Annotated in this window: 6 protein-coding genes and 5 pseudogenes; 8 read left to right on the top strand and 3 right to left on the bottom strand. The window is 48.9% G+C overall.

Features of this window, described 5'->3' with window-relative positions; genetic code table 11:
* Window positions 1–177 precede the first annotated feature (177 nt).
* A pseudogene (locus tag ACKGJP_RS11785) lies at window positions 178–1,350 on the bottom strand (IS110 family transposase); the annotation flags it as partial.
* A gap of 71 nt (window positions 1,351–1,421) precedes the next feature.
* On the opposite strand from ACKGJP_RS11785, the pseudogene ACKGJP_RS11790 reads away from it, so the two are divergent.
* Window positions 1,422–1,505, top strand: a pseudogene (locus ACKGJP_RS11790) (nucleotidyltransferase); the annotation flags it as partial.
* Here the strand turns inward: ACKGJP_RS11790 and ACKGJP_RS11795 are convergent.
* A pseudogene (locus ACKGJP_RS11795) lies at window positions 1,504–1,719 on the bottom strand (nucleotidyltransferase); the annotation flags it as partial. The pseudogenes ACKGJP_RS11790 and ACKGJP_RS11795 sit on opposite strands and share 2 nt — an antisense overlap.
* Here ACKGJP_RS11795 and ACKGJP_RS11800 point away from each other — a divergent pair.
* Window positions 1,714–2,064 (top strand): annotated as a pseudogene (locus tag ACKGJP_RS11800) (nucleotidyltransferase); the annotation flags it as partial. The pseudogenes ACKGJP_RS11795 and ACKGJP_RS11800 sit on opposite strands and share 6 nt — an antisense overlap.
* Window positions 2,065–2,862: 798 nt before the next feature.
* Window positions 2,863–3,012, top strand: coding sequence for a hypothetical protein (locus ACKGJP_RS11805; RefSeq protein WP_409345841.1), 150 nt, complete (start codon window positions 2,863–2,865; stop codon window positions 3,010–3,012).
* A gap of 821 nt (window positions 3,013–3,833) precedes the next feature.
* On the opposite strand, the gene ACKGJP_RS11810 is transcribed toward ACKGJP_RS11805, so the two are convergent.
* The gene (locus tag ACKGJP_RS11810; RefSeq protein ID WP_409345842.1) at window positions 3,834–4,229 is read right to left on the bottom strand and encodes an HNH endonuclease; all 396 of its coding nucleotides are present in this window, start codon (window positions 4,227–4,229) and stop codon (window positions 3,834–3,836) included.
* Window positions 4,230–4,561: 332 nt separating this feature from the next.
* On the opposite strand from ACKGJP_RS11810, the pseudogene ACKGJP_RS11815 reads away from it, so the two are divergent.
* The 5 genes and pseudogenes from ACKGJP_RS11815 to ACKGJP_RS11835 all read left to right on the top strand — a co-directional run.
* Window positions 4,562–4,807: pseudogene (locus tag ACKGJP_RS11815) on the top strand (glycoside hydrolase family 44 protein); the annotation flags it as partial.
* Window positions 4,808–5,129: 322 nt separating this feature from the next.
* Window positions 5,130–7,151: a hypothetical protein gene (locus tag ACKGJP_RS11820; RefSeq protein ID WP_409345843.1), complete on the top strand. Its 2,022-nt coding sequence runs from the start codon at window positions 5,130–5,132 to the stop codon at window positions 7,149–7,151.
* 18 nt (window positions 7,152–7,169) lie between these two features.
* On the top strand, window positions 7,170–8,924 hold the full coding sequence (locus tag ACKGJP_RS11825) for a histidine kinase (protein WP_409345844.1): 1,755 nt from the start codon (window positions 7,170–7,172) through the stop codon (window positions 8,922–8,924).
* Window positions 8,899–10,569 (top strand): response regulator, encoded by a 1,671-nt coding sequence (locus ACKGJP_RS11830; protein WP_409345845.1) that lies wholly within the window; start codon window positions 8,899–8,901, stop codon window positions 10,567–10,569. Before ACKGJP_RS11825 ends, ACKGJP_RS11830 begins: the two co-directional genes overlap by 26 nt.
* Window positions 10,570–10,679: 110 nt before the next feature.
* Window positions 10,680–12,371, top strand: coding sequence for an extracellular solute-binding protein (locus ACKGJP_RS11835; RefSeq protein WP_409345846.1), 1,692 nt, complete (start codon window positions 10,680–10,682; stop codon window positions 12,369–12,371).
* Window positions 12,372–12,444: the final 73 nt, after the last annotated feature.

Raw genomic sequence — 12,444 nt, forward strand, 5'->3', positions numbered from 1 at the left:
AAAAAAATTGAAACGGCAGCCGGCCTGAACAATCGGCTGCCGTTTCTCAACTAAACCAGCTAATAGTTGTCAACATTTTTCTTATAAAGAAGATGGCCATGGTTGATGCTATACTAATAACTGTGCATGCCAAATAACCCCCCACTCTGAATTGGTAGGTTTTTCCAATGCGTTCAGTTAGGCCATAGCAACGAAAGTTTCTTTTCGTTTCAGCAGGGCAAAGATCCAATGGAGAAGCCTGTTAACACAAGCGATCATCGCTACTTTGTGAGGCTTTCCCTCAGCCACTTTCTTGTCGTAATAAGCCTTGAGTGTCTTGCTGCCTGTACGTCTCAAACTACAGAGCACAGCCAAGAATAAGGTGTGTCTAAGCCTGCTGGAGCCACGTTTGGTTATTCGATTTATCGTAGCAGTAAATTTGCCAGAGATATGGACGCTAGGATCTATGCCAGCAAAGGCAACCAGCTTTTTTGGGTGATTAAACCGATCAATCTCACCAATTTCCGAAATAATCGTTGCCGCGATTTTTTCTCCGATTCCGGGGATCGATTGGATAATCTTATATTCTTCCAGTTCATTAGCGAGAGCATCGATTTGCTTTTCCAGGGCGGTTAGATGCTCTCTATAATGAAGCAGCATGCTGACATACATATCAAGGCTGAATAAATGGCTCTGGAAAGGGGCCTTGCGGAAGGGATTTCGATCCGCAGCAGCTAGTAAAGATTTAGCTTTCTCAGCGGCCCAACGATCAGACCTCCGGATACATAGCGTTACAATCTTCTCTGTTACCTCTGCTTCTCCAGCGTGCAATACGGCGTCAGACGTTGGGAACGCCAACAAGGTTTTCAGTGACACTGTAGAATACAAATCCCCAAACACACCTTTATACTCAGGAAACACCTGATCCAATATGGCCTGGAATTGAAGCTTGATCTGGATGTACAGGCCGGTTATTGCATCATGCTGTCTGGTTAAATTCCGTAGGTTTAACAAATGTACGCCTCTTGTTTTGTGATGATCAAAGTCCTCTTTGTAAAAGAGCTCGCAGAGGGCATAAGCATCTACAGCATCCGTTTTCACCTTGCGTAAGCTCGATGATTTTTTCGCCTGATACGATAAGATAGGGTTAACTACAACGTACAGGTAATGATGATCCTCCAAAAACCGAGTGATGGGTAAATGGTAATGTCCTGTCGACTCTAGAATAACCGTTGGTTGTTCACCGGTTTCTTCTTCAATAACCTTTAAGAAGGAGTGGAAAGCGGCTAACCCCTCATGAGTATGGCTTACTGAAAAGCTATTGCCGTAAGGCTTGCCTTTGTCTAAGAAAGCTTGGCCCTGACTTTCTCCTCATATAAATGCTATGAATCTTACCTTTAAATTCGGTAAGTATATTATCTATATACTTATCAACAAAATCGTGTGGCTCGATTCCAAAAGGAACTGCTAAACCTTTTAAGTCAGATGCAGACTTTACTATTGTATGTGTAAATCCCAAAGATATTCTAAAATGAACTCTGGATAAATAATTATCGGTGGTACTTTTTCACCAACGTCATGACCATATATGCAAACACAAATTATCTTTACCCAAAAACCCCACTCATTTGGTTTACTTTATACATCGTCAATCGAGCAAATTATCGTATCAATCTTAGTTACTACTGGATATTCTTCCAAAAGCCTATCTTTAATATTTGACAATCTTTCGTAATAAATACAGAGACCAAGGAGGAAGTAGATCGTATACATAGTTTAGTTTCTAATGCTAGTGATAACACAATGAAAACTAGATATATTAAAGGTTACTCTAAGAGATTAATTCGTGCATTATACTCTTTGGTTTTAGAAGATACAGGTGTATGGCAAGATGACAGTATTAAGATGAAGAATGCCATATTAAACTATTGTGAGATTGACTCCGCTTTAGTTGATTATCTGTATGCTTGTTACTTGGATAGTAATGTACTTGTTGAAGAGTTTCTGGGAATTGCAGATGAAGTATATAGCTATTTTGAGAACGCCTTAAATGCAATGGCTGCTTCCAGAACTTCCTTCGGCTAACACCATATTGACGCTCCGGGTCACTCTGAGAAGCGAGTGACCACATCCAGCCCCCTAAACCCGTCGGGACGTCACTGCGTTGGTGTTCGGCAAGCCTCACAACTATAAGCAGCGACTCTAATTAAAACATAAGACTATTGAGCTAACGGATACAAGAGCGCAACATCCAGAACAACAAGGCTGCCGAGGGAATGATTGGAAGTTTCGTTGCGCTAAAGGGCAGCATAGTTTTAATTACACCTGCCAGATAATGAATCTACCTAGAACTGGTTGGCCGCATATTCTATTTCTACATGGACGCGATCAAAGAGGGAATATGCCGGGGTGGTACAACGCGGAAAACGTTAAGGCTGCCATGAGAGCTGAGCGGGGGACCGTGTCGGATGAGGCAATCCTGGAGACGGTGCGCAACTTCGTCGGCGTGGAGCAACGAAACCAGTGGGTAACAACTGTGGGTAGCGTGAATGATTACAATAATTCAATCGGCTCCAGTCCCGCCCGAACCGTCGACACGCTGCACGCGCATGTGGGCAGAGAGCAAAGAAGGTTCAAATTATCGAAAAGCAATGAAGTTTGAGTAATAATAGGAGGGATTCATAATGAGATTCGAAATAACCTATATCGGCGTTATTGTCGTTATTGTCGTTATCGTCTTTAGCGTCAGTATCGTTTCAATTGTTTTTACCTCCATGAACAAACACAACCGCAAAAAATCTCACTCACGTTCCTACGTAGATGGAGGAGGGGGCTACCACCACTCAAGCCATGATTCCAACAACGGCGGGTGGGGGGCGGATAGTGGAAGCGGTTCTGATGGAGGTGGGGGTAGTTCCGAAGGTGGTGGCGGAGGCGGTGCTGACGGAGGCGGGGGAGGAGGTTGAGGCGACAGATCTGAAGGACGGGGAATCGAACTCGAAATTTCATGAACTCAAATCGAACGAGAAATAAAGAAAATGGGAATGCAACCATTGATGAACACTGGCAGTGTTCATGTGTATAGCCCAAAAAAGCCGACCAATGAGGCAGGCTTTGTATACACCTGTGTTTTGAATGTAGCGGGGCTTTAGTGGCACACTTCGCTCCTACAACGCAAGGTTCTGCATTTTTTCTTCCTCTCCAAAAAAACTAAAAACATAATTTTCTGGAAGATTGTTCGGAAGGATTGTATTGATAGAGACATCGAGTACGAAACAGATTGCATATAAAACAACGTGCGTGCGTGTGTCGGACGACAAGAACTTGACCCTTTTGTGGAAGTAAAGTGAAGGTTGCTAACCTAACGGGTAGTTATCTACAGCAAAAGGGTTTAAGGACATTGTTAACGAACTGAAACTATAAGTGAGAAGGATGGCATCATTAGGCTACGCCTCTGGGTGGTGTTCTTCTTACCTGCATGAGAAAAATGATATAAAGCGAGGTGCAGTCATTGGCAAAAGTTGTGGTATTAACAGGGAACGGTCTGTCTATTGCATTAAATCCCGAATTTTCGATCCCAAAATAACCGAGAAATTTTTCATGCGCTTAAACCCCGAACATAGGGCATTTGTTGAACACCATATGTCAGTGAACACTAATAAGAGCAACTCGAGGATTACATCGCGACCATTGAGACGATTTACGATGCCCTACACCTTTGCAACGCACTCAATTATGTTCTAGCCACTCCCGGGCTATTACTATGTCAGCTTCGCTCGTTGTATCCAATGTTAATCTCCGGATTTTCATTGTTTTCGTCAACCAGATACGGTCTATGGTATTTTTCTTCAGCCTCAATGCGAGCTTGTTTCAAACAAACCAAGATTGATACTTTTCCCTTTAAAGCCGATGTGCGCTCTCCATTTATGACGACTCTCCAACCAACAAACTCCTTTGTAGCCGCTTGTATTATCTTTATGCGCTTTGGCTTTCAAGGCTGATTTACGTGTCCTATCTGTCCTATCATTCTCGATATGGAGAGCGACGCCGCGATTCCTTTTTTCTGCTCTTTTACATCCGCAGCTCTTATAAATACCGCGCCTTAAATCACTTCCCCGAACATAAATGATTTTCTCACATACACATTTACACATCCATAAAATCGAATGATTCTTATCTTTTTTTTCACTTATTTTTATCACTTCGAGGTCACCAAATTTTTGCCCCGTAATATCAATTCGTTTCGTCATTATGCCACTTCACTTTCTCCGTACTAACAAAGATGTATGTCCAATGTGTCGACGATTGGGATTTCATCGTCATCAAACATCCCGTCGTTTTTAACAGAGCGGCCGACAATAATGACTCGTTTGCCATGGTAAACTGCATGTTTAGCAATTACCTTCTCGAATAAATATACCATTAGCCGATGTACGCGACCATTCGGCAAATGCGGATAGGATTTAGCCCGTTCCGCAGTGGGCCTTGTCAGACGACTTATAATTTTATCTAAGGCCTGAAACTGTTGTATAAGCATTGTGGGGATGAACTTGAAAAATCTTCGTGACCTTGGGCCAAGACGCACATGTACATGCATCCGCAGGCTCCAGGCAGCGCGGAAATGGCGGACAAAGGCATCGCGCTCGCCAAAGCGGTCAAAAACGTCGATCCCGACGCCGAGCTAATAGGCGAACGGAACATATTTAGGGTTAATTTATCAAAATACAATACACCATTGTGTCCCGTAATTCGGATTGCTATATGTCTTCGAGAGTTTAAGCCATCTTCCGGCCAGAAGCGATCGACTGCCTTTGTTCAGCTACCCTGAAAATCAAGTGCACTGAGCAGCTGAAAATGAGAATGCGGAACTAAGCGCTGCGCCTCTATTCTATATGGGGGGGATGGATGTCATGAAGCAGCGGGGTTGGATATTGTAACGGTAAAGCCTAGGTTTTCGAGCCTTAGCACAGCTTATTCTCATTAAATGTAGCGTAAGTCGTGACTTCTTATGAATAAATTGGCAGAAACTCAAATCGTTGCTCACCGCTACCAAGAAGGATAACAAAGTGCAAAGAACGCAACGTAATGGCATTGAACGATGCCACTGTCGGACTATAGAATGAAGTCAAGTCAAGGAAGGGAGCGACACAATGAAAAATATAGAGACGGAGCTGTCGATACCGGTCCATATACAGCCGTTCCGAGAGCTCATTCGAGAGCAATACGCCAAAGCGATTCACCAGGTGCGTGCTAAGCGGGTGTTTCTGGCAGCCAGTATCCATATCGGTCATTTGCCCCATTATGAGGTCGTCCGGGAAGAAACGGCCATTTTGAAGGAAAGTATAGAAAGTTACAGAAAACTGGGTATTCAGGTTGCGTACTGGGGGAACACAATCGGCCACGGTGGTTCCCTGCTTGAGAGCGTTCCCCACAGCTTTCAGGAAATTGTAGGACCGAGAGGCATGACGGTCTCGGGTGCATATTGCCCATTGGATAAAGGATTCCAGAGGTATATCGGACAAGCTTACGCGATCATTGCCGAATCGGGCGTGGAAATGCTCATGCTGGACGATGATTTCCGTCTGCATTTGAGAGGTCCTGAAGCACCAATCGGCTGTTTTTGTCCGCTTCATATGGAAGCCTTTCAGCAAAGGATCGGCCGGGAAATCAGCCGCGAGCAGCTGGTTGAGGAGGTGCTCCACGGAAAACCGTCGCCCCTCAGGGAACATTGGCTGGCTGTAATCGGAGACAGTCTTCTCCATCTTGCCGCTGTCATCGAGCAGGCGGTTCACGCCGTTAACCCAGACGCCCGAATTGGCCTCTGCGCGGTGATGTCGCATTGGGTGCACGAAGGGGTGACCATGGAACAGCTACTGCGGACATTATCCGGAAGCACGCGTCCGTTTCTGCGGACGATCGGGGCTCCATATTGGTCCAAGGAACCGCACAATATCGGCTGGATTATCGAATATACCCGCTTGCAGGCGCATTGGCTCCGGGACTTGGACGTGGAATTGATGGCCGAAGGGGATACGTATCCGCAGAACCGGTATCATTGTTCGGCGGCAACGTTGAAAGCGTTCAATCGGGGAATTCGAGCGGCGGGCATTCCCGGCTTGCTCGCTTATGGGCTGCACTTTTCGCTCCCGCCCGAGCTCGAGCCCGGATACATGCGCATGCTGCGGGAAAACGAGGATTTCGATGAAGCCATTCACCGTTTTTGTCCGTCGAATTATTCGAGCCTGGGCGTTACCCCCGTTATCCAGCCCTACGCGTTTTCCCGATTATCGCTCCCGAATACGGAAAGCAACGCTCACTATGCATGGCCGGACGAGCCGGTCGCGCTCCATTACCTTTCCCGACTCGGTATTCCCGTTAGCCATTCGGATCGATCCAGTCCGGTCCTCCTAGCTGGAACCGGTGCGGAAGGGTTGACGGACGTTGAAATCAATCTGCTGCTCGATCGCGGAGTCGTCCTTGACGGCGCTGCAGCCGCCATGCTGCTGGAGAAAGGCTTCGACATTGGTTACGAATCGTTCCAACCGGCGAGGACTCCGGTATTCGAAAGATACATGGACAAGAACACATGCGGATCGTACACTGGGGAATATATGTGGTCCATCGGCTTCGGACCGAAAGGATTTTACCGCGGGGATCCGAAGCAAAGCGCCGTGATCGTCACCGAATTTCTCGGACTTCGGCTAGAGCCGATGTATTGCGGCGTCGTCCATTACGAGAATGACAAAGGTCAGAGGCTTTGCATTCTTCCTTTCGATTTGCATGATGCCCGGCATAGCAAGCAGCTGATGTATAATTATGCCCGGCAGGAGCAGTTGGCAACCAGTCTCGCTTGGGTTAACCGGAAATCACTTCCGGCTGTGCTGCTCCATCACCCGGACGTCCACCTGATGTGCTTCCTATCTTCCGGTAAAGACCGGCTTGTGATTGCGATTCACAACCTTAGTCTGGACCGGATCGTCGATCCTATTATCCGATTCGATCCGGATATCGGGCTGACTGGCGGCATCGAATGGCTGAGTGAGGAAGGAAGCGCCATAAGCTCCGATGACTATCGTTGCGAGAAGGACGAGCGGTTCGGCTATCTGCATTTGAAAACGATATTGCCTCCGATGGGTTTTATTGCGATTGCCGTAAACCGTCCGTGGGGGTAAAAAGGCGGGGGATCAGGATTGACGGAACCATACAGCAAACAGCCCAGAATCACCATTTTCACGAAGCTGGTCATTACGATCCTCATCATTATCCTTCCCATGTATGTTATCAGTTTGCTGATGAACAAGTATGCCGCGGATATCGTACGCAAGGAACTGTCCAGCTCGACGGGAGAGAGGGCGAACTACGCCATCTCCTCGATTGAGTCGGAGATCGAGCGTATCGTCAGCTTGCAGAAATCGTTTATCAACGACCCCGATCTTAACGATTTGAGCATCCGTTCGGGTTCACTCACTTCCTACGAACGCAATAAAGCGTTCAATGACCTTTCCTATAAAGTGGATCTACTCGCCTCTTCAAGCAAATACGTTCAAGAGGTGTTTGTTCTCATGCCTAATCTGCAAAAGCGCCTTTCTTCGCGGACGGGTGTGGACACGGTGGAACCACGGGAGTTCGAAGCGTTGCGCTCCTCCGGCAGAACGCAGGCGCTTACGTCATATGATCGAGACAGGCTGCTTTTGACAATCGGTTACCCGGTTTTTACACGTTCGCAATACATCCTGGCCATCGAATTGTCGGTCGCGACAATCGGCCGGGATTTGGGATTTCTCAAATCGTCCAACGACAGCGCGATCTTTCTGGCAGACGTTACGAATCGGCGCATGTTATACGAGAAATCGGACGGCGTGAACATGAACGACCTCGTCTACCGGGAGCTGAGCGGGCAGCAACGCGTAAACATCAACGGAACTTCCTATTTAATTACCCAGCGGGTATCCGCGCTGCTCGGCTGGAGCCTAACGATAGCGGTTCCCGATAACGAGGCGCTTCGGCCAGTCTATTCTTTGAAGAACTGGTACTATCTGCTGTCCGTTTTTGCCGTAATCGTTGCGTTTCTCGCCTCCTTTGCCATCTATCGGCTGATCCATTCCCCGCTCAAGAAGCTGATCGCCGCCTTCAGGCGGGTCGAGCAAGGAACGCTTGACATTCAGATTGAGAGGCGGGAGCCGGATGAATTCCACTATTTGTACAACCAGTTCAACAAGTCGGTCAAAAAAATCAAGGAATTGATTCAAGAAGTGTATGAGAAAACGATTCATAGCCAGCAAGCGGAGCTCAAGCAGCTGCAATCGCAAATCAATCCGCATTTTTTCTACAACAGCCTTTACATTTTGTACATGATGGCCCACGAGGAAAATATCGACGGCGTCAAAAATCTTTCCCGCTATCTCGGTGATTACTTCAAATTCATCACGTACAACAAGGCGGATCTTGTCGCGCTTGAGCTGGAGCTCAATCACGCGCGTACTTACGCCTCCATTCAACAGCTTCGCTTCAGCAATCGATTGACCTGCGAGTTCATAACGGATGGGGACCTGTCATCTTGGGAAGTCCCCCGTCTGATCATTCAGCCTATGCTGGAAAATGCGATCAATCACGGCATAAGCGGCCTGGTGGAAGGGGGCAAGGTCGTCGTACAAACCCGCTGCGAGTCCCGCGTTCTGACGGTTATGGTGGAAGACAACGGCGCCGGAATGGATGAACAGACGCTGTCCGCACTGAACATCGGGCTTGAGAATGCTTCGGAAGGCAGCGACATTCACGGCATCTTCAACGTTCATCGGCGGTTGAAGCTGCACTACGGTTCGGCAAGCGGCGTCTATCTCCGCATCAATGAAGCGGGCGGATTGACCGTCACGATCCATATCGAGCTAGCCGAACATCTTAGCGCGAGGAGAGATGCAGATGAAATCGATCTTGATCGTCGATGACGAGCCGATTATCGTCCAAGGCCTCTTAAACGTCGTTCACGACATGGAAGGCGAGCTTCAAGCCTGGAAGGCGCACACGGCCAAGGAAGCCTTGCAGGTTATGGAGCGGCATCGGATCGATATTCTGATCACCGATATCCAGATGCCAGGCATGACCGGATTGCAGCTATCCGAGATCGTCTGCCGGCAGTGGAGGCATTGCAAGATCATCTTCCTGTCAGGTTACAGCGATCAGGAATATTTGCAATCCGCTTTGCGTCAGGGAGCTTTCGACTACTTGATCAAGCCTGCCGACAACGAAACAATCGTGGACTTGATCGGGCGTGCGAGCGCCCAGATCGATCAGGAAACGGACAACCTGCAGATTATGGAAAAGGCGCGGCATCAGTACAAGGAAGCGCTTCATCTGCTGCGCGAGGATTTCTTCTCCAAGCTGATCTCGGGGAGAGTAGAGGAAGGTCCCGCCCTGCAGGAGCAGCTGGACGCGCTCGAGCTGCCATTCAACCGGCACGATTCGCTTGTCCTGGTCATCGCCCGGATCGATAGATGGCCGCTCCATTTTACGGGGAAAGACCGCATGCTGTTGTCCTACGCGGTCGAAAACATAATGGAACACCATCTGGCCGAGAAATGCCGCATCTACTCGATGAAACGGGATTCGTATATCGTCTGGTTCATTCAACACCGGAAGGATGACGGTACGCTTCGCGATAACAGGTTGGGTTTGCACGGCTACGTCAGCGAGATGCTCGAAAAGGTGCAGCAGGATATTCGCATTGTGCTGCATCTGTCTTTATCGCTCGTTCTGTCCAAGCCCGACGTCTCCTGGCAGACGGCCGGACAAGCTTATTCGGCGATGTATGCATTGCTGCAGCGGGGAATCGGCCTTGACGAAGAAATAATTATAGACGATACGGACGTTATTAGAGATGCCGCTTCGGACCCCAGTCACGAGCAAGCCGCGCTCTCCCGGCATATCGAACAGCTACGGACCAAGCTGGAGAACAACGACATCTCGGCATTCTACGACCAGTTGAAAGAGGTGTTTGACCTTGTTCGCAAATCGGTATACGTAAGCTATACGGGGCAAATGGAGATTTTCAATACCGTGTCGGCCATGCTGCTGTCCTACATCAACCGGAGAAAATTATCCGATTTGCTCGCTAAGGAAATCGACTTCAGCGGGCTCGGCAATTACCGGATGCACGCCAACTGGGAAGAACTGCTCCGCTATTATCTGGATATCGCGTGGCGCATCCGGATGCTTCTCGAATCGGAAAAAGAAGATATCAAAACGAGGATCGTAAGCGAGATCGACAGCTATATTCACAGCAATCTCAGCGGCGACCTGTCGCTTCACCATCTCGCCGCGCGCGTCCATCTGAGTCCGCACTATTTGTCCCGCATCTATCATGCGACGAGCGGAAGCCTGCTAGCGGAGAAGATCGCAAGCATCAAAATCGCCAAAGCCAAAGAGATGCTCACCTCCGGCGATGTCAAAATCCAAACCGTCGCGGCGGAGCTAGGGTTCGACAATAATTTATCTTATTTTAGCAAATTCTTCAAAAAATGGGTTGGGGTAACTCCGGTAGAATATAAAGAGCTTAGCCGAAAGAGAAAGTTAGATCTGCGTGAGGAATCATGACAATATAGTGCATAAAGGACAACGATCTTCTCTTGTTCGCCTTTGCCGGGGGCCCTAGAATAGGACTCAAGCCACCACCGGGCGGCTTACACTTTAAGAGGGGGACTTATATGCAACATAGGACACGAAAGATCAAAATCGTAACACTGCTGCTTGTGCTCGCGGTCTTATTTGTAAGCGCGTGCAGCAAATCGAACAACGAATCGAAGCCGACTGCCAGCGGGGGTACTTCTACCCCAGCTTCCACCGGCGCAGCTTCGAAAGAACCAGCGAACAAGGGGCCGTTCAGCAAATTCGATCCACCGATCGAACTGAAGACCGGCAGAAACACGGAGGGCATGAAGTTCGAAGAAGGCCGGTCGATCGACGATAACCAGTACTACGATGCCTATCGGGACCAATTGGGTATCAAGGTGAAGAACGAATGGGTCGTCAGCAACGGCGAAGGGTATCAGAACAAATTGAACGTGTCGATCGCTTCCGGCTCCATTCCCGATTTGCTCGTCGTCAACGGCGCGCAATTGAGAAGCATGATCGAAGCCGATATGGTCGCAGATTTAACGGATGTCTACAATAAGCGCGCAAGCGAGAACACGAAAAAAATGATGATGGCGGACGGCGGAGTTGCCATGAAAGCGGCGACATACGGCGGCAAGCTGTACGGCCTGCCGATCACCGCCAGCGCGATCGACAGTGTCGGGGTGCTCTGGATTCGCGACGATTGGCTGAAGAAGCTGAATCTGAACCCGCCGCAAACGATTCAGGACGTCGTCACTATTGCCCAAGCGTTCAAGGACAGCGATCCGACGGGCAAAACGGTCGGGTTCGGGATGTCCAAGGAACTGCAATCTATGGGATCTCCGAACATCGGAAAATTGCTCAACGCCTTCCACGCTTACCCGGACTCCTGGGTGAAAGGCAGCGACGGCAAGCTCGTTTACGGCAGCACGCTTCCGGAGATGAAAAAAGGGCTGGCGCTGCTGGCGGAAATGAACAAAAAAGGTTTGATGGATAAGGAGTTCGGCGTCAAGGACGTTACCAAAGTGATCGAAACGATCTCCGCCGGCAAGCTGGGACTGTTCTTCGGTGATATGGCCGCTCCGCTCTATGCGATCAACGGCTCCAAGAAAAATGATCCGAACGCCGAATGGAGCGCGTATCCGATCCCGTCTGCGGACGGACAGCCCGCGCTTGTCGAAATGGGCGGCTTGGCGGATCAATATCACGTCATACGCAAAGGGTATAAGCACCCTGAAGCGGTTGTAGAGCTGATGAATTTCTGGATCGAGAAAAACTGGATCAACCCTGACGCGCCTCTGTCGCGCAACGAGAAAACCGGTATCATGTACTATCCGTACGGCCTTGTGACTTCGTCGCCGCCGACGAAGAACCTGGATGCGCATTTAGAAATCGCCGACGCCTTGGCAACCGGTAACGAATCCAAGATGTCAACGGAATCGAAGTATTATCTAGACAAAATCAAGAAATGGAAAAACGACAAATCCGATGTCGGAGACTGGGGCCTCGACCGCGTGTTCGGCGTCAACAAATCGAGTATGGAAGTTATTCAGAAAATGAAGCAGAACAATCAATTGCATATGTCGGGGTTCCTGGGCGGCTCGACACCGGCTATGGCCGAGAAGTTTGCCAGCCTGAGGAAGATGGAGCAAGTGATGGTCATGAAAATCATCCTCGGCTCCGCCGGACTGGAGGAGTTCGACAAGTTCGTATCCGACTGGTATAAGCAGGGCGGAGACCAGATTACGAAAGAAGTCAACGATTGGTACGAGAAATCGAAATAATGTCCGGACAGTAACGACGCGAAGAGGGGGAGGCAGCTCTTCTCCTCTTTTCGCGTTTCTCCGGCAGAAAGTG

This window comes from Paenibacillus litoralis (genome assembly GCF_046244365.1).
Lineage (GTDB): Bacteria > Bacillota > Bacilli > Paenibacillales > NBRC-103111 > Paenibacillus_V.

Bases quoted from the DNA above. Each gene is read 5' to 3' on its own strand.
- ACKGJP_RS11810 (WP_409345842.1), bottom strand. From the start codon at position 4,229: ATGACGAAACGAATTGATATTACGGGGCAAAAATTTGGTGACCTCGAA.
- ACKGJP_RS11820 (WP_409345843.1), top strand. From the start codon at position 5,130: ATGAAAAATATAGAGACGGAGCTGTCGATACCGGTCCATATACAGCCG.
- ACKGJP_RS11830 (WP_409345845.1), top strand. From the start codon at position 8,899: ATGAAATCGATCTTGATCGTCGATGACGAGCCGATTATCGTCCAAGGC.
- ACKGJP_RS11835 (WP_409345846.1), top strand. From the start codon at position 10,680: ATGCAACATAGGACACGAAAGATCAAAATCGTAACACTGCTGCTTGTG.